The sequence below is a fragment of the Streptomyces sp. NPDC101225 genome (assembly GCF_044767585.1).
Taxonomy (GTDB): domain Bacteria; phylum Actinomycetota; class Actinomycetes; order Streptomycetales; family Streptomycetaceae; genus Streptomyces.
This window is the reverse complement of sequence record NZ_JBIWOE010000032.1, coordinates 1-21235: the sequence shown is the minus strand read 5'-3', so window position 1 is coordinate 21235 and position 21235 is coordinate 1. Positions and strand designations below refer to the sequence as shown.

22 protein-coding genes are annotated in these 21235 nt (G+C 71.2%); 14 read left to right on the top strand and 8 right to left on the bottom strand.

The window, feature by feature from the left end:
* Complete coding sequence (locus ACIRPX_RS33410; RefSeq protein WP_404202277.1) at positions 1-555, top strand: dihydrofolate reductase family protein; 555 nt, start codon at positions 1-3, stop codon at positions 553-555.
* Between the two features lie 15 nt (positions 556-570).
* Positions 571-1077: a GNAT family N-acetyltransferase gene (locus tag ACIRPX_RS33405; RefSeq protein WP_404202275.1), complete on the top strand. Its 507-nt coding sequence runs from the start codon at positions 571-573 to the stop codon at positions 1075-1077.
* A 158-nt stretch (positions 1078-1235) separates the two neighbouring features.
* On the opposite strand, the gene ACIRPX_RS33400 is transcribed toward ACIRPX_RS33405, so the two are convergent.
* The 4 genes from ACIRPX_RS33400 to ACIRPX_RS33385 all read right to left on the bottom strand — a co-directional run bounded on the left by ACIRPX_RS33400 (position 1236) and on the right by ACIRPX_RS33385 (position 5441).
* Positions 1236-2483, bottom strand: a complete 1248-nt coding sequence (locus ACIRPX_RS33400; protein ID WP_404202273.1) for an MFS transporter — start codon at positions 2481-2483, stop codon at positions 1236-1238.
* Entirely contained in the window at positions 2480-3607 is a 1128-nt protein-coding gene (locus ACIRPX_RS33395) for a PLP-dependent cysteine synthase family protein (RefSeq protein WP_404202271.1), read from the bottom strand. Before ACIRPX_RS33395 ends, ACIRPX_RS33400 begins: the two co-directional genes overlap by 4 nt.
* A 653-nt stretch (positions 3608-4260) precedes the next feature.
* Positions 4261-4764 carry an SAM-dependent methyltransferase gene (locus ACIRPX_RS33390; protein WP_404202269.1) on the bottom strand — a complete coding sequence of 168 codons (504 nt, stop codon included), beginning with the start codon at positions 4762-4764 and terminating at the stop codon, positions 4261-4263.
* 467 nt (positions 4765-5231) lie between these two features.
* Positions 5232-5441 carry a hypothetical protein gene (locus ACIRPX_RS33385; RefSeq protein WP_404202268.1) on the bottom strand — a complete coding sequence of 70 codons (210 nt, stop codon included), beginning with the start codon at positions 5439-5441 and terminating at the stop codon, positions 5232-5234.
* Between the two features lie 199 nt (positions 5442-5640).
* Between ACIRPX_RS33385 and ACIRPX_RS33380 the strand changes: the two genes are divergently transcribed.
* Positions 5641-7263 (top strand): multicopper oxidase family protein, encoded by a 1623-nt coding sequence (locus ACIRPX_RS33380; protein ID WP_404202266.1) that lies wholly within the window; start codon positions 5641-5643, stop codon positions 7261-7263.
* 509 nt (positions 7264-7772) lie between these two features.
* Here ACIRPX_RS33380 and ACIRPX_RS33375 read toward each other — a convergent pair.
* Positions 7773-8057 carry a hypothetical protein gene (locus ACIRPX_RS33375; protein ID WP_404202264.1) on the bottom strand — a complete coding sequence of 95 codons (285 nt, stop codon included), beginning with the start codon at positions 8055-8057 and terminating at the stop codon, positions 7773-7775.
* Between the two features lie 10 nt (positions 8058-8067).
* Here ACIRPX_RS33375 and ACIRPX_RS33370 point away from each other — a divergent pair, with 10 nt between their 5' ends.
* Entirely contained in the window at positions 8068-8256 is a 189-nt protein-coding gene (locus ACIRPX_RS33370) for a hypothetical protein (RefSeq protein WP_404202262.1), read from the top strand.
* A 167-nt stretch (positions 8257-8423) separates the two neighbouring features.
* Here ACIRPX_RS33370 and ACIRPX_RS33365 read toward each other — a convergent pair whose 3' ends face one another.
* Positions 8424-8630, bottom strand: coding sequence for a heavy-metal-associated domain-containing protein (locus tag ACIRPX_RS33365; protein ID WP_404202260.1), 207 nt, complete (start codon positions 8628-8630; stop codon positions 8424-8426).
* A gap of 158 nt (positions 8631-8788) precedes the next feature.
* Here ACIRPX_RS33365 and ACIRPX_RS33360 point away from each other — a divergent pair, with 158 nt between their 5' ends.
* The 9 genes from ACIRPX_RS33360 (at position 8789) to ACIRPX_RS33320 (ending at position 18017) form a co-directional block, all read left to right on the top strand.
* Positions 8789-9139 carry an NADH-quinone oxidoreductase subunit A gene (locus tag ACIRPX_RS33360; RefSeq protein ID WP_404202258.1) on the top strand — a complete coding sequence of 117 codons (351 nt, stop codon included), beginning with the start codon at positions 8789-8791 and terminating at the stop codon, positions 9137-9139.
* A complete protein-coding gene (locus tag ACIRPX_RS33355) occupies positions 9130-10650 on the top strand; it encodes a hypothetical protein (RefSeq protein WP_404202256.1) in 1521 nt (506 codons plus the stop codon). Before ACIRPX_RS33360 ends, ACIRPX_RS33355 begins: the two co-directional genes overlap by 10 nt.
* Positions 10643-11587 carry a complex I subunit 1 family protein gene (locus ACIRPX_RS33350; RefSeq protein WP_404202254.1) on the top strand — a complete coding sequence of 315 codons (945 nt, stop codon included), beginning with the start codon at positions 10643-10645 and terminating at the stop codon, positions 11585-11587. Before ACIRPX_RS33355 ends, ACIRPX_RS33350 begins: the two co-directional genes overlap by 8 nt.
* 10 nt (positions 11588-11597) lie before the next feature.
* Positions 11598-12161 carry an NADH-quinone oxidoreductase subunit J gene (locus tag ACIRPX_RS33345; protein WP_404202252.1) on the top strand — a complete coding sequence of 188 codons (564 nt, stop codon included), beginning with the start codon at positions 11598-11600 and terminating at the stop codon, positions 12159-12161.
* Positions 12158-12463: an NADH-quinone oxidoreductase subunit NuoK gene (gene nuoK / locus ACIRPX_RS33340; protein ID WP_404202250.1), complete on the top strand. Its 306-nt coding sequence runs from the start codon at positions 12158-12160 to the stop codon at positions 12461-12463. Before ACIRPX_RS33345 ends, nuoK begins: the two co-directional genes overlap by 4 nt.
* A complete protein-coding gene (locus tag ACIRPX_RS33335) occupies positions 12460-14310 on the top strand; it encodes an NADH-quinone oxidoreductase subunit L (protein WP_404202248.1) in 1851 nt (616 codons plus the stop codon). Before nuoK ends, ACIRPX_RS33335 begins: the two co-directional genes overlap by 4 nt.
* A gap of 5 nt (positions 14311-14315) precedes the next feature.
* Complete coding sequence (locus ACIRPX_RS33330) at positions 14316-15824, top strand: NuoM family protein (RefSeq protein WP_404202246.1); 1509 nt, start codon at positions 14316-14318, stop codon at positions 15822-15824.
* A 5-nt stretch (positions 15825-15829) separates the two neighbouring features.
* Positions 15830-17248 (top strand): NADH-quinone oxidoreductase subunit N, encoded by a 1419-nt coding sequence (locus ACIRPX_RS33325; protein WP_404202404.1) that lies wholly within the window; start codon positions 15830-15832, stop codon positions 17246-17248.
* 313 nt (positions 17249-17561) lie between these two features.
* Positions 17562-18017 (top strand): ASCH domain-containing protein, encoded by a 456-nt coding sequence (locus tag ACIRPX_RS33320; RefSeq protein ID WP_404202244.1) that lies wholly within the window; start codon positions 17562-17564, stop codon positions 18015-18017.
* A 187-nt stretch (positions 18018-18204) separates the two neighbouring features.
* Here the strand turns inward: ACIRPX_RS33320 and ACIRPX_RS33315 are convergent, their stop codons facing one another.
* Both ACIRPX_RS33315 and ACIRPX_RS33310 read right to left on the bottom strand, forming a co-directional pair.
* The gene (locus tag ACIRPX_RS33315) at positions 18205-18951 is read right to left on the bottom strand and encodes a phosphotransferase family protein (RefSeq protein WP_404202242.1); all 747 of its coding nucleotides are present in this window, start codon (positions 18949-18951) and stop codon (positions 18205-18207) included.
* 145 nt (positions 18952-19096) lie between these two features.
* On the bottom strand, positions 19097-19651 hold the full coding sequence (locus tag ACIRPX_RS33310; RefSeq protein WP_404202240.1) for a TetR/AcrR family transcriptional regulator: 555 nt from the start codon (positions 19649-19651) through the stop codon (positions 19097-19099).
* 120 nt (positions 19652-19771) lie between these two features.
* Between ACIRPX_RS33310 and ACIRPX_RS33305 the strand changes: the two genes are divergently transcribed.
* The gene (locus ACIRPX_RS33305; RefSeq protein WP_404202238.1) at positions 19772-20821 is read left to right on the top strand and encodes an aldo/keto reductase; all 1050 of its coding nucleotides are present in this window, start codon (positions 19772-19774) and stop codon (positions 20819-20821) included.
* The last annotated feature ends 414 nt before the right edge of the window (positions 20822-21235 follow it).

The following is a 21235-nucleotide window of genomic DNA, read 5'->3' as shown; positions in this document are numbered from 1 at the left end:
GTGCGTAAGATCATCAATTCCACCTACGTCACTCTGGACGGCGTGATCCAGGACCCTCAGGACTGGCCGTCGACGGGCGGTTTCGGCGACAAGGGCAACGCCATCCAGCTGAAGCTGCTGGAGGAGTGTGACGCCGTGCTGATGGGCCGCCATACGTACGACAGCTTCGCCGCCGTATGGCCCGGCCTGGCAGGCCTGCCCATCGGCGACCGGATGAACGCTCTCCCGAAATACGTCGTCTCGACAACGCTCGCCGATCCGACGTGGAACAACACGACCGTCATCGATCACGACCCGATCGGCACGCTGGCCGATCTCAAGCAGCGGCCCGGCGCCCACATCGTGCAGTACGGATTCGGCCGCCTCGCCCACGAGCTCATGGCCAAGGGGCTGCTGGACGAGCTGCGGCTGTGGGTGCACCCGTTCTTTCTCGGCACGGGTACGGCGGCCGATCTGCTCTTCCGGGCGGGATCATCTGCCATGTGCGAGCTCGTCGACACGGTCCGGCTCGACAGCGGCATCCTGATGCTCACCTACCGGATCGCCGCTCGCTGAGGGGGCCGTGCCATCGTGGACACCGAGTTGCTTGTCAAGCGTCTGAACCTGCCGGCAGGGTGGGTCGCCCCGAGCGAGCTGACCTACGACGACATCCGCGCCGAGGCGCTGACCCGCCACCATCTCGACGACGACGTCCGGGGGATCAACGCCGGCCTCGATCTCATCCGCCGCACGCGCGGCGGGCCCTGGCCGGTCGAACCGGTCGGCGCCGACTTCAATTTCGTCGATCTCGTCTGGCACGAATGCGAGTTCCGCGAGGGCGACTCGTTCGCCTATGCCGTCTACGAGTCCGGCGCCGGCTATCTCGGCTGCTGCTACCTGTACCCGATGGGCCGGCGCACCCGGCTCACCGAGGACAACCTGGGGTACGACGTCGACGTGAGCTGGTGGGTGACCCCTGACGCCTACGCACGCGGCTACTACACCACGCTTTACAGGGCGCTTCGCCACTGGACCGCCTCGGCCTTCCCCTTCGACGAGCCGTACTACTCCAACAGGGAGATTCCGTCCGACGGCTGACCTGGCACACCGGTGGCGTCCGCCTCACCGGGACAGGGGCACTCACGTGCACGACAAGGAGAACGGCCGCGACGATGTCTTCCCGGCAGCACATGGAGCAGGCATCCTGGCCGCGTCTCCGCCGGGCCCCGGCCTCGGTGGCCGGGGCCCCGCGGGCCTCACCCCGGTACGGACGCCATGGTCGGCCTCGGTGACAAGTGGCCGGCGTGATGCAGCCTGGCCACCAGCGCCGCGCAGACCAGTCCCGTGCCGGCCAGTGTCGCCCACGGCAGCCAGCGCACGCCCGTGTCGAACAGCGCGCCGATCGCGAGGTTCCCGAGGGAGATCGCGACGCCGGACGCGGTGTTGTAGGCGCCGTAGTAGGTCGCGACCAGGCGGTTGCCGGAGAGACGTACGACGGTGTCCATCTCGAAGGGGTAGAGCAGCGCGCCGCCCCAGGCGAGCAGGGCCGCGCAGAGTGTCAGGGCGACCACGCCGACGACGGTGTCCTTCGACCCCGGCAGCAGAGGCACGAAGGCCGCTGCCATCACCATCAGTCCGTACACGATCGCTCGCGGTCCGGGCAGGTTCCTTGTCGCCCACGCGGTCAGCTTGAGCTGGCCCGAGAGTGCGGCCAGTGCCGACACGGCGAAGATCGCGCCGGTCACGACCCCGGTCTGCGCGCCGAAGAGTGGGCGGGCGCGGAGGGGGAGGGCCAGGTAGACCTGGAAGGCGAGCAGGTAGGAGCCGCTCATCGCGGCGGCGAAGAGGAGGAAGGGCCGGTCGGTGGCGATGGTGCGCCAGTCGGTGGCCACCGCCTGCCAGGCGGGCTCGGTGCCTCGGCCGGCCGGTGGACGATCGGGCAGGGCGCGGGTCTGGAGGACGGCCAGCGTGCCGAAGATGAAGGCGGCGACCGTGCAGACCGCGCCGAAGTCCCAGGCCAGCAAGGCGAGCCCGGCCAGCGGGCCGATGAGGATGCCCGCCTGGTAGAAGACGTTGAAGGCGGCGAACGCCTCCACGCGCCTGTCCTCACCGGCCTCCGCCGCGAGGTAGGCCCGCACGGCCGGGTTGAAGAGCGCGCCCGCCAGGCCGGTCAGCGCCGAGGCGACGATGAGGACGGGCAGACTGGCCGCCACCGCGAGCAGCCCGAAGGCGACCGTGCGCAGCGCACACCCGGCCAGGATCATCGGCTTGCAGCCGTAGCGGTCGGCGAGGGTGCCGCCGACGAGGAACATGCCCTGCTGGGAGAGGTTGCGCACGCCCAGGACCAGGCCGACCGCCCAGGCCGCCAGTCCGAGGCCGTGGGCGAGATGGTCGGCGAGGTAGGGCATCAGCATGTAGAAGCCGAGGTTGATGGCGCACTGGTTCACCATCAGCAGCCGGGCCGGCCGGTCGAAGGAGGCCATCTGGGCCCACAGCCGCTTCATCGGGCACTCGCCCTTTCCGCCGTCTTCCGCCCCAGCGGATCCCGCACCCGGCTGCAGCGGGTCCAGTGGGTGACCACACACTCGTCCGGCTCGGCGATCTCGTCGGGTTCCAGGAACGTTTCATGTGCGAGGAGTTGGTGCTCACGGCACCAAAGGTCGTTGTAGACGGTCTCCAGGTAGCGATGCGGACCGTCGGGGAAGATCGCGGCGATGCGGGTGCCTGCGGGGTACGTCCGCGCCACCCATCCGGCTACCAGCGCCACCGCGCCCACGCTCCAGCCCCCGGAGGCGTAGTGGCGCCGGGCGAGTTGGCGGCATGCCCACACCGCCTCTGCCGGGGCCACCCAGTGGACCTCGGTGAATGCGGCGTAGTCGACGTTGGAAGGGTGGATGCTGGATCCCAGTCCGCGCATGAGGCGTGGCCGGGCGGGCTGTCCGAAGATGGTCGAGCCGGTCGCGTCCACGCCGATCAGCCGCAGTTCGGGGAAGGACTCGCGCAGCCCCGCCGTGACACCGGCCGAGTGGCCGCCGGTGCCCACCGCCGCCACCAGGACGTCGACACGGCCGAGTTGGGTGACGAGTTCGGCGGCCAGCGGGCGGTAGGCGGCGGTGTTGTCGGGGTTGTGGTATTGGTCCGGGCAGTAGGCGCCGGGGGCTTCGGCGAGGTGCCGGGCGACACGCTCGCGGCGAGACTGCTGCCACCCGCCCTCCGGGTGCGGGGCGGTCACCTGGTCGACGCGTGCGCCGAGTGCGGTCAGCAGCCGGACCATGGCCGGTTCGATACCGGGGTCGGTGACGACGGTGACGGGATGGCCGTACGTCAGTCCGGCCAGGGCGAGCCCCAGGCCGAGGGTGCCGCTGGAGGACTCCACGATCGGTGCGCCGGGGACGAGGTCACCGCGGCGCCGTGCCTCGCGGACCATGTGCAGGCCGGGGCGGTCCTTGATGCCCCCGGGGTTGGCGCCTTCGAGCTTGGCGTGGAAGCCGCGGCCCGGAGGGGCGAACGGCTCGTCGATCCACAGGACCGGGGTGTTGCCCACCAGCTGGGCGGGCCGGCGGGCGATCAGCGGGACGGGGGCCACGGCCCCGATGGGAACGGGGGATTCGAGCAGGGAGAGATCCATGGTTGTACGGCTCCTTCGCGTCCGCCGCTCGGGCGGGCGCGGTGCTGGCGGTGCAGGGGCACATGGGCACGCCGAACCGCGGCCCGTCGCCTGGATGCGGGCCTGATCAGGGCGTGCGGGGGTGTGCCTACTGCCGCCAGACGCAGTGCTGGGCACATGCGGACCGGCCGTGTACGGGTGCGGAGGCACCGTCTGCCGCGGCTGTGCGATCTGGGGGCGGACTCGTGGCGGGCCGGTGGGCGTCCGCCGGCCGGACGGGCTGAGGGGCGTGGGCCGGGAGGTCCCCATGGACCCGGACCCGGTCGACGGCGTGCTCGAGGCTGTCATCGAAGACGTCGTGATCGTGCCCATGGCGTGAGCGGGAGGGCACCGGTTCCGCGATCACCGTCGATGGCGCGGCGCTTGCGGCGGCGACCTTGTGCGGGCCGACGAAGCCCGGGCCGTGCAGAGCACCCACCAAGTGGGACGCCACCAGCACGATCATCGCGATGAACAGCGCGGACGGTGCAGGGCGACGCAGGGCGCAGCTCCTGACCATCGCACGAATCACACGCACACCGTAATCGATCGATTACACAGGATCACGAAGCGGTGAGGGTGTGTTCAAAGGCTTTGGAAGTCCGCAGGGCGGGCGGCTACGAGCAGGCGATGACTCAGGGCCGTACGGCGGTGCCGATGATGTGCAGCGAATCCGGCACGAAGGGCGAGAAGGAGAAACCGAAGCGGCAGATCTCGCGGACGGTGAATCCGGCGGCACGGATGGCTGTTTCGGTGTCGCGGTTGGGGTGACAGCCGCCGCCGGCCCGGCTCCACAGAGGGATGATCGCATCCTCCAGCAGGCCCGCCCACCGGCGCGGGGAGCGTACGTGCTCGTAGAAGTGCAGTTCGCCACGGGGCCGCAGAACGTGGGCGGCCTCTGCCGGCGCACCGGGCAGGGTGTCGTCGGGTTCGACGGCGACCACCTCGGTCACGTCGTCCGGATAGTGCCGGAAGTTGCGGCCCTGCCCGGCGCCGACCTCCAGGACACGTCCGGCCAGACCGGTGAGCAGCCGGTCGCGGTGGGCGGCGCCGCCCCGGCGATCGGATTCGGCTGCCATCTTCAGATACTGACGGGCGAAGCGTGGATGTTGCAGCTCCTTGCGGCCGGTCGTGGTCATCCGTCCTCCTTCGCGGCTGTACGTCGCAGGTTGCCGGCAGCACGCTTGTGCGCAGCGGGAGAGAGCCGGTCCCCTCCCGATCCGGTACGCCGACGCTACGACGCCGCACGCCGACTACTCCGTAGGGGTACTCGGTCGCAGGGTGGAGGTGGATAAATCGACCTGAGTTCGCCGAACGGAACGACATCCTGCGCCGCGTGCTCCGTCTGCAGAAGATCGAGAAGGGGGACTCGGCGATCACCGTATTCCCCCCCAGGGTATATTGACGGCGACTTACCGCTTTCAGCTCGAGCACGGACGGAAGCCATGGCGACAGCCGATCACCGAAGGGGTGCCGTCTCCGGCGCCGTACTCCGGTGGACGCGTGCTGCCGTCGTCGCCCTGGTGGCGGCGCTCGCCGTTCTCGTTCACCACGAAACAGCTGCGGCGATGACCCATACGCCTCCCGCGGTGGCCTCCGGGACGGGTCACATGGCGGGCATGGACCACGCGGCCGTGCCGATTTCGGCCGGCGGCAGGAGCGCGTCTGCCGGGTCTGCCGGTTCTGCCGGGATGTCCGGCGCCACGGCCCCGACCGCGACCGACGCGGGCGGGGCGTGCTCCGGCACGGCCATACAGCACTGTTCCGCCGCCGGCGTCGACACCATGAAGCCGGCACCTCCGCACGGGTCGTTCACCGGTCGCGCTCCTGGGACCCGTGCCCCTCACGCCCTCGGCCGGGATGTGCCGGGGGCGACGGACCGGGCACCGCCCGACCTTTCCGTTCTCTCTCGATTGCTGATCTAGGCCGCCGCACACGGCTGTGCGCGTTCACGCGTGCGCCCAGCCGTACCCCGCGCGACCGAAAAGAAGCGATATCGAGACGAGGAAACCCCTGTGAACAGCATGAATCGCCGCTCCGTTCTGCTGGCCGGACTGGGTGTCGCGGGCGCGGGTGCGCTCGCCGCCTGCAGCGGCTCCGGCAGTGCGCCCGCCCTGATCAGCCCCTCCGGCGCAGCCGTCGCCGCCACCGACAAGAAGCGCACCCGGAGCGGCAGGACGCACGAACTGACCCTGACCGCGGCCCAGGCCATGGTCGACCTGGGCGCCGGCATCACCGCCAGGACATGGGCCTTCAGCGGCCGGACGCCGGGCAAGGAGCTGCGCGTGTCGACGGGGGACACGCTGTCCGCCACCCTGTCCAACCAGTTGCCCGGCCGGGCGACGACCTCCGTCCATTGGCACGGCATCGCGCTGCGCAACGACATGGACGGCGTACCTCCGGCCACCCAGGCCGCCGTGCGGGCAGGGCACAACTTCACCTACCGGTTCGCCGCGGACACGCCCGGCACCTACTTCCTCCACCCGCACGTCGGGGTTCAGCTCGACCGCGGCCTGTACGCGCCCTTGATCGTGGAGGACCCGAAGGAGCCCCTTTCGTACGACGAGGAGTGGGTCATCGTCCTCGACGACTGGCTCGACGGCGTCACCGGTACCCCGGACGGCGCCTTCGCCGAGCTGCGGCAGGGCATGGACGGGATGGACGGAGGCGACGGGGGTGACGACTCCGACGGCACGTCCGACACCCAGGGCCACGACATGGGGGACATGGGCGGGATGGACATGGGCAGCGTCGTGGGCGCGGCGAGCAGCTCACCGTCTCCGATGTCCGGTGGAGGCATGGGGTTCATGCTGACGGGCGCCCAGAGCCCGCTGCTCGGGGGTGACGCCGGCGACGTGACGTACCCGTACCACCTGGTCAACGGCCGTGTGCCCGCTGATCCGGAAGTTTTGCGCACCCAGCCCGGCAAGCGGGTCCGGCTCCGCCTGATCAACGCGGGCGGGGACACCGCCTACCGCGTCGTCCTCGGCGGCCACCGGCTCACCCTCACCCACACCGACGGCTTCCCGATCCGGCACCAGCAGGTCGACGCCGTGCTGATCGGCATGGGTGAGCGCTACGACGCCTTGGTCACCCTGGGCGACGGCGTCTTTCCGCTCGTCGCACTGGCGGAGGGCAAGAACGCCCTCGGCAGGGCGCTGGTGCGTACCGGTTCGGGCAGCGTGCCGAAGCAGACGGCGCGTCCGAAGGAACTGGACGGAATGATCATGACCGCGTCGCAGCTGCGCGCGGCGGACGACGTCCTGCTGGCGCCGAGGAAGACGGATCGGGTGCACAGGATCGAGCTGACCGGCGGCATGATGACCTACAACTGGGCCATCAACGGCAGGCGGTTCGACATGAGCGATCCGACCGCGCACCCGATCACGGTCGAGCGGGGCCAGCGGGTACGGCTGGACTTCGTCAACACCACCACCATGTGGCACCCGATGCACCTGCACGGCCACACGTATCAGCTCGGCGGCAGCGGCCCACGCAAGGACACGGCGATCGTCCTGCCGCGGAAGACGGTGTCGGTCTTCTTCGACGCGGACAACCCGGGCCGGTGGATGCTGCACTGTCACAACGCCTATCACGGTGAAGCCGGGATGATGGCCTTGGTGGGCTACCAGGACTGAGGCCGAAGGCGGAGTGCGGTCCGGGACGGGCCCGCCCTCCGCCACAGGTCCGGCCACCGAGCGCCGCAGCCACCTGGCGTGGGCGGGACTCGCGGCGGCCGTCGCCGTCAGGGCCGCCGCTTTCGCCGACGGAGCCGACGGCCCGCCGGACGAGGCACCTCGTGACGATGATCCGTGAGGAGCCGGCCGGCAGCGCGAACAGGGCGGAGGAGCGGCGGCCCCGTCTCCCTCCGCCTGGAGACGGCACGCGGCTCGGCGGAGGAGGTGACGGTGACAGGGGGAATCCCCAATCCCTGTCACCGGTTCGCACAACGTCAACTCGCGCAGCGGCTGCTGAGGCCTCGTCGGTCATGTTCCCGGAGTGCGTGGAACGCGCGGCTCGCCCCACCCGGTACGGGGACCGGCGAAGGGCCGTCGTCCGGCCCTCGAACGCGGGGAAGGGACGTCCCTCCCGTGCCTGCGGGTCTTCCAGGGAAGGGCCCAGTGACCGTGTTCGAGTCGCTCTTTCGCTACGTGGCGTGTGGAGCGTAGTGAGACAGGAACATGTCGACACCGCTGATGATGAGACGGTCCGTCAGATCCTCGTCGATCTGAGTGCCGTAGGAGCCGAAGACCATGTGGGGAAAGACATCGCCGCCGAGGCGGGCCGCGAGACGCTGACCTGGGTGGTCACCGCCTGCACGCTCTGCTTCGGCGGGCTGATGCTGCTGGGCGGCCGACTCGCCGACGCCCTCGGAGCCCGCCGCACCCTGCCGGCCGGACTCGCGCTGTCTCGCCTCCGGAGTCGTCAACACCTTCCACGAGGTGGGCGGTTCGGTCGGCGTCGCCGTGGTCTCCACCGTCGCTGCCTCCGGCTTCGAGCACGGGTCGGCGGCCGGCTTCGCAGACGCGTTCACCGTGTGCGCCGTGGCGGCCGCTGCCGGCGCCATCGTGTCCTTGGTCCTGGTGCCGCGCGGCACACCGCAGTCGACGGGCGGACCGCACGTGCACTGATCAGGGCCGGGTGCTGCAGATCCGTCTCGGCCGGTCCTCCGCTGCCGGGAACCTCACGCTGTTTTGTCCGAGGATTCCCGGCAGCGGCATCCAGGTCGACGCGGTGCCTGGCGGAAGCCCCCGATGGCGGGCGCGGGTGGGCCCGCCCCGTCTGCGGGTCCTTCGGGTCACTTCCCTACGAGTTCGTAGCCGGCCTCGTCGACCGCGGCGGCCACGGCGGCGAGATCCGGCGGCTGCTCGCTGTTCACGGTGACCTGGCCGGACGCCAGATCCACCTGGACGTCCTCGATTCCGGGCAAGCCGCCTATCTCGGAAGTGACGGCCTGAACGCAGTGACTGCATGTCATGCCTTTGACGTGGTACACGCTCTGCATGATGTGCTGCTCCTTTCCAAGGGGCTCGACATAATACCCCCAGGGGGTAAGGTGTCCATCAGGTCGGACGCTTCCGAGGACTTGGGCCCCGCCTGGCGCCCGAACCAGCAGGTCGCGCACCATGACCCGTAGGACATCGATGACGGAGGGCGAGCCGGATGGACCCATGGCAGCCGATGCTGGTCCTTCTGGGCCTGGCTGTGGCCGGTCTGGCCCTCCTGTACGGGCTGGGGATGTGGCTGGCGGCAGCCCGTGCCCCCCTCGAGACCGGGCCCTTCGCCGGGGGCCTGCATCCGGGTGAACATGCCGTGTCCCGGTTCCACGTACGCTGGTACGCCGTCACCATGATCTTTCTGTCGTTCGACATGGAGATGCTCTTCATGTACCCGTGGGTGAGGGTCGTCTCGGAGGTGGGCACTTCCGCCGTCGTGGAGATGTTTCTCTTCCTCGGCATCCTGTTCGCGGCCGTCACCTACGCCTGGCGTGAGGGGGCGCTGAGGTGGACCTGAGGGCCCTTCTGCGGCGCACGGCGATGAGCCGTCCGGCGGTGCTGATGGTCACGCTGCCCGGCGCGACTGCACTCCGGCTGGAGGCCGAGTCGGAGGTACGTCGGCGGGGGTGGCCCGTGGCGGCCGCTCCGGCCGCCTCGGATCTGCTCGTCGTGTGTGGCGTCCCGGCACCGGAGAACGCGGAGTGGCTGGACCGCGTCGAGCGATCGATGCCGGAGCCCGCCGTACGCCTCGTGGTCGCGGAGAGCGGACAGGCCGCGGGCGCGCTCGACGCGGGGCACCGGGACCTGATCGCCAGAGCGGTGAGCGGGACACCCAACTCTGCTGCTCCGGCTGACGGGCACGACGGGAACCGCGGGCACGAAGCGCACGACGAGAACCACGCGCACGACGAGCACCGCGGGCGCGGCGACCAGCCCGCCCACGGCCTGCACGACGACAGCCCGCCGCCCGGAGCAGCCGAGAGGCGAGGCCAGGACGACCACCACACGGGCCACGGCCCAGGCGACCGCACCGCCCCCTCCGGGCACGAGGCACACGATCACCAGCAATCTCCCGAGCGCGCCGCGCCCATGGGCCATGAAGGTCACCACGGCGAGGCCGGCCCGTTGGACCATGAAGGTCACCACGGCGGGGCCGGCCCTATGGACGATGAAGGTCACCACGGCGAGGCCGGCTCCATGGATCACGCGGGTCACGGCATGCATGCCATGGGGGAGATCGCCGGTCTGCCGATGGCCGAACGGGGCGACGACCGCGACGGATTGAGGCTCGACCGGCTCCACGTGCCGATCGGCCCCGCGCTGCCCGACTGGCCCGCGGGTCTCATTCTCCGGCTCACCCTCCAAGGAGACGTCGTTCAAGGTGTCGAGGTGGACCACCTTCCCGTGCCGTCCGGCCCTCGACCGCCCTACTGGGACGAGCCGTGGCTGACGGCCGGGCAGGGTGGCGAGGTCACCCGGGGCCGCGCCGCGCGCCGCCGCTGTGCCGCGCATCTGGACAGTGCCGGTCGGCTCCTTGCCGTCATCGGACGGGACGACGTCGCGGCGCGGTGCCGTCGGCTGCGGGACGCCCTTCTGTCCGGAGCGTCGCAGCGGGCGATCGGCGGCGAGCTGCGCGGCACCGTTCACCGGGTCGGGAGGTCCCGGACCCTGCGCTGGTCGGTCGCCGGACTGGGCAGGCTGCCCGCGAGCAGGGGGCGGGCGGCCGGCGTGACCGGACCGGCGCTCGCTGCGGACGGCGACGCGTACGACCGACTGCGGGTGTGGCTGAGCGAGATCGAGCGTTGCGTCGAAGAGCTGGACGACATGCGGCCGTTGGCCACGGACGAGCGGACCGGCCCGCGGGGGCGACTGGACGGGCCGCAGCCGCCGTCGCGTGCACTGCTCGACGTCCTGCCCGAGCTGCTGACCGGCGCCGAGTTCGCCTGCGCGCGGATCATCGTGGCAAGCCTGGACCCCGACATCGAGGAACTCGCGCTCGCCCCGGTGCCCGGAGCGGCCCATGCCTGATGCCGCGCCCCTGTGGGCGGCCGTCGTCCTCCCCGCCGCCCTGGCGGTGGCAGCCGTGGTCACGGCCGGGTTCGACTCGGTGCTGTCCGGAGCCGCCGAGCAGGGTTCTGCCGGCAGTGTCCGGGCCGTGGGGCGGCGGGCCGTCGCGCCATTGCGTGAAGCCATGAGGCTGCTCGTCCAGCAGCCGCGCCGCACGACGGCCGCGGACCGGCTGCTGTCGAGACTGGGCGTGGTGCTGGTCCCGGTGGCGGCATTGCTCGCCGGCGCCGTACTGCCATGGGGTTCTCGTGCCGTGAGCGATCCGTCCGTCGGCGTCGTGTGGTTCAACGCCATGGAGGCGCTGGCCTGGGCGGCGGTGTGGCTGGCGGGCTGGGGACCCAACTCGGCGCTGTCGCTGATCGGCGGGTACCGGTTCCTCGCGCAGGGCCTGGCCTACGAGCTTCCGCACATGTTCGCGCTCACCACTGCCGCCCTCGGGGCCGAGTCCCTGCGCGTGGGGGAGGTGGTGGCGGCCCAGCACGGCGTGTGGTTCGTGGTGTGGATGCCGGTCGCCTTCGTGGTGTATCTGCTGAGCGCCGTCGCGATGGCCTTCTGGGGTCCCTTCGAGTATCCGCTGGCCCGGGACGCGGCCGGTGGTGCCGTGGTCGAACTGGCGGGCGTGGACCGGCTGGTCTTCCTGGGCGGGCGGTGGCTGTTGCTCGTGGTGACCGCGGGCTTCAGCGTGCCGCTGTTCCTCGGCGGCGGTCAGGGCCCGCTCCTGCCCGGCTGGACCTGGACGCTGCTCAAGACCGCAGCCGTGCTGGCCCTGATCGTGGCCGGGCGTCGGGCACTGCCGGTGCTGCGCATGGAGCGCTACATGGAGCTGGCGTGGATGGTGCTGGTGCCGCTGACGCTGCTTCAGGCGCTGTTCGTCGCCGTCGTCGTCCTCAACCGATAGGCGAGAGGCCATGCTTGATGATGTGATCTTCTGGGCGCTGGCCCTGTCGGCGGTGGCCGCCGGAGTCATGGTGTTCCGGTTCGACTCCATGGCCCGCGCGACGTACGCCCTGCTGGTCTCGCTGCTGTGCGTCGGCGGGGAGGTACTGCTGCTCGGGCTGGACTACCTCGGCGTCGTGATCGTGCTGATGATGACCATCGAGATGGCCGTCATGGCCGTGTTCATGGTGATGTACATGATGAATCCGGCCGGGCTCATGCCGATGACCATGGTCCACAACAGGCGGGGCGCGGCCGTGATCTGCGTGGCGGTCTTCGTCGCGCTCGCTGCGGGGATCCTGCTCGCTCCCTGGCCCGCGCGGCGGGGGAGGCCCTCGGCCGATCCCACCAAGGACCTGGGCCTGTCGCTGATGGGGCCTCAGATGCTCACCATGATGACCTTGGGCTTCTCCCTGTTCGCCGCCATCGTCGCGACCGTCGTCCTGGCCACCCGCCGGGGCCGCTACGACCGGTTCGGCGACGGCCTGAAGGCGCGCACCGCCGACGATCCCGTCAGGGGAGGGATGGGGCGATGAGCCTGGAGCTGTTCCTGCTGCTCGCCGCCGCGCTGTTCAGTATCGGGCTGTTCGGCGCGCTCACCCAGCAGTCGATCGTCATGCTCATGATGGGGCTGGAACTGATGCTGGGCGGCATCATCGTCGGCGCGGCGGCCGTCTGGCACTACATCACCCCGGCCGCCGCCGACGGCCAGGTGCTGGTGGTCCTGGCGGTCACCGTCATGGCGGTGGAGATGGCGATGGGCTTCGCCGTGGTGACCGCGCTGTTCCGCTCCCGGGAGGTCGACATGACCGACATGGCCGCGGAGCTGAAGGAGTGAGCGCGCTGCTGTGGGCGCTCGTCGCGCTGCCACTGACCGTGGGGACGCTGCTGGCGGTCGCCGGGCGCCCGGCAGACCGCTACGCCCCGGGTATCGCGGTCGGTACGGCCGTCGCCGCGTTCGGCCTCGCCGTGGCGGTGGCGTTCGCTCACCCGCGGGCCGAGGCACCGCTGCTGGAAGGGCTTCCCGCCGGGCTCGCGGTGGACGGCCTGTCGGGCCTCATGGCCGTGACCGTCACGGCGGTGACCGTGGCCGTCCTCCTGTTCAGCGTCGCGGACGTCGGACGTGATGAGGCACGCGCCCGCTTCTTCGGGCTGATGCTGCTGTTCGCCGGGGCGATGCTGACGACGGTCACAGCGACCACCCTTCCGGTGCTGCTGATGGCATGGGAGGTGATGGGGGCCACCTCGTGGGCGCTGATCGGCTACTGGTGGCGCGACCCCGAACGCGGCGACGCCGCCAACACGGCCTTCCTCACCACCCGTGCCGCCGACCTCGGCCTCTACCTCGCGGCCGGAGCGGCGCTGGCGAGCGGGCAGACGGATTCCCTCGCCCTCGCCGACCTCAGCGCCACGACCGGCGCCTGGTCCTCCCTCATCACCGCCGGGGTCATCGCCGCCGCGTTCGGCAAATCGGCTCAACTCCCCTTCAGCTTCTGGCTGTCCAGGGCCATGCAGGGCCCAAGCCCCGTCTCCGCCCTGCTGCACTCGGCGACCATGGTGGTGGCCGGGGCGTATCTGCTGCTGCGGCTCGAGCCCCTCCTCGCCCGGTCCGGCTGGGGCGGGCACGTCGTGGCCTGGACGGGAGCCGTGACGGCCGTGGTGCTCGGGCTGGTCGCCGTGGCGCAGACCGACCTCAAGCAACTGCTCGCCGCCTCGAGCTGTGCCCAGATCGGCTTCATGGTGCTCGCAGCGGGGGCCGGCGCGGTCACCGGCGGAACCCTGCAGCTCATCGCCCACGCCGCCGCGAAGAGCCTGGCCTTCCTCGTCGCGGGCGCGTGGCTGACCGCCCTCGGCACGAAGGCGCTGCCCGCCCTGCGGGGTGCGGCCCGGCGGCAGCGTACGGCCGGGATCACCTTCAGCGTGGCGGTGCTCACCCTGGCCGGGGTCCCGCCCCTGGCCCTCTGGGCGGCCAAGGACGTGCTCCTCGCCGGCGTGCTCGAGGACAGCACGGCGCTCTACGCCGTCGGGCTGACGGGCGCGGTGATCTCCGCGGTCTACAGCGTCAAGGCGCTGTGGTTCGTCTGGCAGCCCGGTCCCGTCCCGGACGGTCCTGGGAAACCGCTGACGCATGCGGTCCGCCTGCCGTTCGTGACCCTGGCCCTCGCCTGCCTGGCCCTGACCGCCACATCCTTTCCTCCGGTCCTGGACATGGTGGGGCGGGTGCTCGGTGGCGACGCGCAGCCGACTCCGCACACTTGGGAGTTCGCTCTGTCCGCGGTACTCGCCGTCGGCGTCTCCGCCCTGGTGTGGATCCGCGGCCCCCGACTCCTCCCCGTACCCGGCGCGGTGACAGCCCTGGCGGCGGAGTGGCTGCGCCTGGAGAACGCCGTACACACGCTGCTCGTACGCCCGCTGATGCGTCTCGCCGCCGCGCTCGCCGCCTTCGACGACCGGGTGCTCGACCGCGCTGTCGAGGGTGCCGCGCGTGGCACGGTCCGGCTGGCCCGGTGGACGGATCGCCGACCGGAGCGGCTCGTCGACGGCGCCGTGGAGGGCGTGGCGGGCGGAGCCCGCGCGCTCGGCCGCTGGGCACGGCGACCGCAGACCGGGCAGCTGCACCAGTACCTCGCGCAGGCCGTCGCCGCCTTCACCGTCCTCGCCGTCGTCCTCGTCCTCGTGAGGTGACCGCCGTGCTCACGGCCATCGTCCTGCTCCCGACCGCCGTCGCGGCCCTGCTGCTGTGCCTGCCGCGCAGCACGCCCCGCGCCCTGTTCCTGACGGCCTGGGCGGCCACCACCGCCGCCGAACTCGTCCTGACGGTGATCGTCTGGGCGGGATACCGGGCCGGCGCCGGCATGCAGTACGAGGTGCGGGCCCGCTGGATCCCCAGCGCGGGCATCAGCTATCACGTCGGGGTCGACGGCCTGTCGCTGCCGCTCGTCGCCGTCACCTGCGTGCTGTTCCTCGCGTGTGCCCTGTACGCGTGGCGGGCGACGCGGCGGGTGAGGGAGTTCGCAGCCCTCTTCCTCTTCCTCCAGACCACCTGTACCGGCCTGTTCGTCGCCCTCGACCTGATCCTCTTCTTCGTCTTCTTCGACCTGTCCATCGTCGCGATGTACTTCATCATCGCGGGCTGGGGACACAAGAACGCGGCACGCTCCGCCCTGAAGTTCTTCCTCTACACCTTCATCGGCTCCCTCGCCCTGCTGCTGGGCTTCATCGGCCTGTATCTGGCCGCCGACCCGCACACCTTCGACATCGTCGAGCTGACCCGTGCCGATCCGCTGGCCGGACGGGCGACGTACGGCGCACTCGTCCTCCTCGCCGTCGGCGTCGGACTGGCGGTGAAGACGCCGACCGTTCCCTTCCACACCTGGCTGCCGCCCGCGCACACCGACGCCCCGGCCGCCGGATCGGCCATCCTCGCCGGGGTGCTGCTGAAGATGGGCACCTACGGCTTCCTGCGCATCGCGATGCCCGTCCTGCCCGACGCCTGGCGCGACCATGCCCTCGTATTCGTCGTCATCGGCGTGATCTCCGTGCTCTACGGCGCGCTCGTCGCGCTCGCCCAGACCGACTTCAAGCGGCTGGTCGCGTACACGTCCGTCAACCACATGGGCTACATCGTCCTGGCCGTGGGCGCCGCCGGGGCCACCGGCGCGGGCCAGGACGAGGCCCGGCGGCTCGCGGTCACCGGGGCGGTCTTCCAGATGGTCAGTCACGGACTGCTGACCGGGGCGCTGTTCCTGCTGTCCGGGGTGCTGTACGAGCGCGGACGGACGTACGAGATGTCCGCGTACTCCGGCGTGGCCGGGCGGGCGCCCGTCTTCGCCGCGCTGATGGGTGTCGCCGCCTTCGCCTCGCTCGGGCTGCCCGGCTTCTCCGGGTTCATCGCCGAGTTCCAGATCCTCACCGGGAGCCTGGGGCCGGAGCCCGTGGCGACCGGACTGGCCGTGCTCGGAATCCTGTTCACCGCCGGTCTGTTCCTGCGCGCCCTGCAACAGATCCTTCTCGGGCCCCTGCGGCTGCCGGTCGCAGCGCCGGGAACCGACCGGCCGTTCCCGGACATCCGCGTCCACGAAGGGCTCGCGATCGTTCCGCTGCTGGTCCTGGGCGTCGTCCTCGGCATCGCTCCCCGCTTCGTGCTGGACGTCATCGAACCCGCCTCGCGCACCGTGCTGGAGCTGCTCGCGCGATGAACGTGATGAGCGGGATGAACGAGAACCCCCTCGACCTCCTCCCCGAGGTCCTGCTCGCCGCCTCGGCGGTCTTCGGTCTGCTGCTCGGAGCGTGGCTGCCGCGCCGCCGCCAATGGCTGGTCGCGGCCCTGGCGGCAGCGGCCTGCACCGGGGGCGTCGTGGCCGCCGCGATCGCCGCGGCCGAACCCGTGGAGACGGCCTTCGGCGGGGCCTTCGCCCTCGACACGGTGACCGCCGCCGGCCGGATCGTCATCCTCGGTGCCACCCTGCTGGTGATCGCGCTCGCCATGCCGTGGACGCACGCCCACCCGCGCGAGACGGAGTTCTACGTCCTGCTCCAGCTCGCCTCCGCCGGCGCCCTGATGCTGGCTGGAGCCCAGGACCTGCTCCTTCTCGCCGCCGGCTACCTGCTGGCCAGCGTGCCGGCCTATGCGCTCGCCGGGTTCCGCAAGGACGGACCCGGCACCGAGGCGGCCCTGAAGTACTACGTCGTCGGCGCGCTCCTCGGCGTCCTGATGCTCACCGGCATCACGGTGCTCCTCGCCGCCGGGCGAAGCACGTCGTACACGGCGCTGCGCACCGGACTCGCCGAGGCACCGCCCGGACTGGTCGCGGTCGGCGCACTCGCCGTGCTCTCCGGTGTCCTGTTCAAGGCCGGAGGCGTGCCCGGCCACTTCTGGGTGCCGGACGCGGTCCAGGGCAGCCCGGCGCCCGTGGCCGCCTTCCTCACGGTCGTCCCCAAGGTCGGCGCCCTGGCGGCGTTCTACCGGCTCGGCGCCGTGCCACTCGCGGACGCCGGCCTGCCGTGGGCCGACCTGGTGGCGGTGCTCGCGGTCGCCTCGATGACGTTGGGCAACCTGGCCGCCTTCTTCCAGCAGGACGTCAAACGGCTTCTCGCCTATTCGACCATCAGCCAGGTCGGCTATCTCCTCCTCCCGGTGGCCGTGGTCGGACGCACCGACCTCGACCAGAAGGCGCTGCTGTACTACCTCGCCGGCTACGCGCTCACCAACGTGGGGGCCTTCTCCGTCGTCTGCGCCCTGCCCGGAGCCGACACCATCGACGACTATCGCGGCCTGGCCAGGGCGCACCCGGCCCTGCTGGCCTCGCTCGTCGTCTGCCTGCTGGGCCTGTTGGGTACGCCTCCGACCGCCGTCTTCCTCGGCAAGCTGGAGGTGTTCAGCGCAGCCGTGGACGGCGGTTACGCCTGGCTCGCGGTCGTCGCGGCCGTCAACACGGCGGCCTCCCTCTTCTACTACCTGCGCTGGATCGGCCCGGCGTTCCTCGCGCGCGGCACCGGGGGCGACGTCCGTACGTCGAGGACGGCATCCGTGATCGCCTACGGAGCGGCCACCGGTTCGGTCGTCCTCGGGCTGCTCGGCGGAGCCGTCCTGGCCGTACTCGGCGGCCCGATCGTTCGCTGAACGGCTCGGGCTCCGTACCTGCCGGTACCGGCGTCCCTGCCGGTTTGCCTCGGACAGCGCGTCGGCATGTGCCGCGGCGGCCGTGATGCGGGAGCGACGTACCTGGGCCTCGCCGCGCGGAACGACCCGCCCACCGGCGGGTGTCCGCGACACCTCTCGTCGCGCCGCGTCGACCCGTGAACCGACCCGGCCGGACGGCATGGCCGGCCCGGATCCGGTCGACGCCCCGCCCGGTTCCGACCGGGTGACCGCCGACATGCCACCCCGTTCACCTGACGTCGGGACGGCCGTGGGGCGGCGCTAGGGTCGTCGTATGAGCGTCGACCCCGTTGAGGACACGGACCCCGCGTTGCTTCCGAAGGCCGAGTTCGCCTTCCCGGGTCCGCTGCGCGACCGGCTGGTTGCCGCGGTCCTCGACGGATCCAAGACCGCGACCACCGGCCTGCTGGCGGAGTACGAGCATGAGGGGGAGCGGTTGCCGTCCGTCGGTGAGCGCTCGGCGGTGGTCGACTCGGATGACCGTGCGGTGGCCGTCATCGAGGTGACGGGCGTGCGCGTCGTGGCGCTGCGGGATGTCGACCTCGCTCACGCGCGGGACGAAGGGGAGGGCCACACCACCGTGGGCGGGTGGAGGTCCGACCACGAGAGGTTCTGGCGCGGCGAGGAGATGCGGCGGGCCCTTGGCGATCCGTGTTTCGCGGTGGATGACGCCACCCAGGTCGTTCTGGAGCGGTTCCGCGTTGTCACCCGTCTTCATGGCGTTCCCTGATCAACTGCCGCCACCGCGGTCGCGCTTGGCGCCCTCGCGAGTACGAGGGGGTGTCGGAGAGGGGGCCGCCGATTCCGTCCGCGCGGCGGGGGCCCCTGCTGCAGAAGTCCTACGGGCCATCGCTTCCGACGGGCCCGCTCAGGGCGTCAGAACGCATCCGTAGCAGTCGAGCCGCGCAGGCTCGCGCTCACATCAGGGATCTCAGCACGTCGACCTCACAGCCCGGCGCGAAGGCGTCGAAGCCGTGCTCGACCAGCCAGCGAACCGCCAGCAGGCTTCGCAACGACCACCACGCGTGGATCACGTCGAGGTCGATGTCGGTGCCATAGCCGGCGACGACGTCGGCGAGGTGCTCCTCGTGTCCGAGCGTGAACGTGGCGAGGTCGTACAAGGCATCACCCTGGCCCGCCTCGGACCAGTCGATGATCCCTGTGACCTCGTCGCCGTCGAGGAAGACGTGCGCGATCTGCAGGTCGCCGTGGGTGAACGCCGGAGTCCACGGCCGGAGTGCGGCCTCGGCGACCTGGCGGTTGCGGGTGACCAGGTCAGCGGGCAGGACACCGTGCGTCACGAGCAACGCGCACTCGTCGTCGAGTTCCGCCGTCAGCGCGCGGGTGCTCCGGCCGGCCCGGCCGGGGCGGGGCGGCAGAGGCGCGTCGTGCAGCTTCCGGATGGCGGCGCCCGCCGCGGCCCACGCCGCCGGTGACCCGGTCGACGGCTCGCCGAGGCGTCCGAGCGTCGTGCCCGGGAGCGCGGCGAGTGCGAGCACGGGCGGCCTGCGCCACAGGACCTCCGGGGTCGGGACCGGCGCGAGGGCCATCGCCTCGAGCTCGACATCGATACGCGCCTGATCGGCGTCCACCTTCAGGAACACGTCACCGACGCGCAGTGTCGCGCGCTCGGAATGGGCGACGACGACTTCGACCTCATCCATGGGCGCCCAGTATCCCGGCGGTGATCGCCGACGTCGCCAGGTTTCTCGCGTGCGACGACGCGGCTGCCCGCGTCCCGCCGTCCGCCGGCCTCGTGCACGACACCGACCACCGACCAGGCCGGCCCTCCTCCTCGGCCAGGAGTCCTCAGGGGCGGAAGCCGTCGATGGCGAGTTCGAGGAGACGTTGCGTCTGGGCGGCGCCTTCGGGTGTGTCGGGGGTGCGCCACAGGCAGCTCATGAGCATGATCACGTCGACGGGGTCGATGCCGGGGCGTACCTCGCCGGCGCGCTCGCAGACGTCGAGGAGCCGGGCGACGGCCGCGGTGACGGGGGGCCATGAGGCGCTGACGGCCTCCTGTGCGGCGGCGGAGTGCAGTGCCTCCCCGAGGCCGTGCTTGATGCGCACGTAGGCGGACAGGGTGGTGAACCACTCGCGCAGCGCGTCCAGCGGGGCCGCATGGGCCGCGAGGACGTCGGGCACGGAATCGACTAGGCGGTTCACATCGTGGCGGTGGACCTCCAGGAGCAGCGCCTCGCGGGTGGGGAAGTGCCGGTAGAGCGTGCCCGGACCGACGCCCGCGCGCTTGGCGATCGAGTTGAGGGAGGCGCTCGGGGACTCGGCGAGCGCGTCGTGGGCGACCTGGAGGATCGCCTCGCGGTTCTTGAGCGCGTCCGAGCGCTGCGGGGCGGCGTCGGGCATGGGTCCTCCTGGCGTACGGGCAGTCGTCCGATTGCGAAACGGAGAGCTCTCCGTTACTGTCGGCGGGGTCAGGCGGAGAGTTCTCCGTTTGCTCTCGTTCCCCATTCTAGGAGCCCCTTCATGCGGTACATCAAGCTGGGCCGCACCGGCCTGGACGTCTCCCCGGTCGCCATCGGCGCCATGACCTACGGCGAGCCCGACCGCGGCCACCCGGTCTGGTCGCTGGACGAGGAGTCCAGCCGCCCCCTGATCAAGCACGCCCTCGAAGCCGGGATCAACTTCTTCGACACGGCGAACATGTACTCCTACGGCTCCAGCGAGGAGATCCTGGGCCGTGCCCTGAAGGACTACGCGGACCGCGACGACGTCGTCATCACCACCAAGGTCCGCCACGCCATGCGCCCCAACCGCCCCAACGGCGGCGGGCTGTCACGCAAGGCGGTCATGGCCGAGATCGACGCCAGCCTGCGCCGCCTGGGCACGGACCACGTCGACGTCTACATGATCCACCGCCTCGACAGTGACACCCCGCTGGAGGAGACGCTGGAAGCCCTGAACGACGTGGTGAAGGCCGGCAAGGCCCGCTACCTCGGTGCCTCCTCGATGCACGCCTGGCAGTTCGCCAAGGCCCTGCACCTCCAGGAGCGCCACGGCTGGGCCAGCTTCGTGACGATGCAGGACCACTACAACCTCCTGGCCCGCGAGGAGGAGCGCGAAATGCTTCCCCTGTGCGCCGACGAGGGCGTGGCCACCATGGTGTGGAGTCCGCTCGCCCGCGGCCGCCTCGCCCGTCCCCACGACCAGGCGAACGCCGGTGCGCGAGCGGCGACCGACGGCGGCTACGCCGACATGCTCTACAAGGCCACCGCCGACAGCGACCGGCAGATCATCGACGAAGTCGGCGCGATCGCCCAGGCGCACGGCGTCAGCCGCGCGCAGGTGGCCCTGGCCTGGCTGCGCCGCCATCCCGTCGTCGCCGCGCCCCTGGTCGGCGCGCGCACGATCGGGCAGATCGACGACGCCGTCGCCTCCCTCGACCTCGACCTCACCGAGGCGGAAGCCCGGCGCCTGGAGGCCCCCTACACCCCGCGTCACGACTTCCAGGGAGTCTCCGACGCGGCGGAACTGGAGCGCATCAAGGCGAGCATCCCCGGCTACGCCAACGTCTGACGCGCACGGACCTTCGCCCATGACGCCATGACGCCATGACGCCATGACGGGAAAGGAGAAACGCGATGAGACGCCTGTGGGTGATCAGCTGCCGCTTTGCGTGTTCGATCTGCTTCCCGCCCAGGGGCCTGGGCGGACGGCGGATCGCAGAGCGGCGTCCCGGCCGTCACAAAGGGCCCTAATACTGCAGCCGCAGTTGTGACGGGTGGGTCGGACACTCGTTGAGTCGGACATGGGTGGGGATGTCACGGTTGACGATGTGCGGGGCTGGGCGGCGGGGCTGGAGGCGCTACAGGACCGGATCGGTCAGCATTTTCGCAGGTCAGCGACGCGGCGCACCTTCGGTGCGCGCCGGGGGCGTGGTAAATCCTGTGGTGCGCGCCGAAGGTGCTTCTGTCTGCCCTGACGGGGGCT

What these genes read in the sequence shown, in the direction of transcription:
- ACIRPX_RS33400 (WP_404202273.1), bottom strand. Translation starts at nt 2,483, where the DNA reads ATGAAGCGGCTGTGGGCCCAGATGGCCTCCTTCGACCGGCCGGCCCGG.
- ACIRPX_RS33395 (WP_404202271.1), bottom strand. Translation starts at nt 3,607, where the DNA reads ATGGATCTCTCCCTGCTCGAATCCCCCGTTCCCATCGGGGCCGTGGCC.
- ACIRPX_RS33390 (WP_404202269.1), bottom strand. Translation starts at nt 4,764, where the DNA reads ATGACCACGACCGGCCGCAAGGAGCTGCAACATCCACGCTTCGCCCGT.
- ACIRPX_RS33365 (WP_404202260.1), bottom strand. Translation starts at nt 8,630, where the DNA reads ATGCAGAGCGTGTACCACGTCAAAGGCATGACATGCAGTCACTGCGTT.
- ACIRPX_RS33360 (WP_404202258.1), top strand. Translation starts at nt 8,789, where the DNA reads ATGGACCCATGGCAGCCGATGCTGGTCCTTCTGGGCCTGGCTGTGGCC.
- ACIRPX_RS33350 (WP_404202254.1), top strand. Translation starts at nt 10,643, where the DNA reads ATGCCTGATGCCGCGCCCCTGTGGGCGGCCGTCGTCCTCCCCGCCGCC.
- ACIRPX_RS33345 (WP_404202252.1), top strand. Translation starts at nt 11,598, where the DNA reads ATGCTTGATGATGTGATCTTCTGGGCGCTGGCCCTGTCGGCGGTGGCC.
- nuoK (WP_404202250.1), top strand. Translation starts at nt 12,158, where the DNA reads ATGAGCCTGGAGCTGTTCCTGCTGCTCGCCGCCGCGCTGTTCAGTATC.
- ACIRPX_RS33325 (WP_404202404.1), top strand. Translation starts at nt 15,830, where the DNA reads ATGAGCGGGATGAACGAGAACCCCCTCGACCTCCTCCCCGAGGTCCTG.
- ACIRPX_RS33320 (WP_404202244.1), top strand. Translation starts at nt 17,562, where the DNA reads ATGAGCGTCGACCCCGTTGAGGACACGGACCCCGCGTTGCTTCCGAAG.
- ACIRPX_RS33315 (WP_404202242.1), bottom strand. Translation starts at nt 18,951, where the DNA reads ATGGATGAGGTCGAAGTCGTCGTCGCCCATTCCGAGCGCGCGACACTG.
- ACIRPX_RS33310 (WP_404202240.1), bottom strand. Translation starts at nt 19,651, where the DNA reads ATGCCCGACGCCGCCCCGCAGCGCTCGGACGCGCTCAAGAACCGCGAG.
- ACIRPX_RS33305 (WP_404202238.1), top strand. Translation starts at nt 19,772, where the DNA reads ATGCGGTACATCAAGCTGGGCCGCACCGGCCTGGACGTCTCCCCGGTC.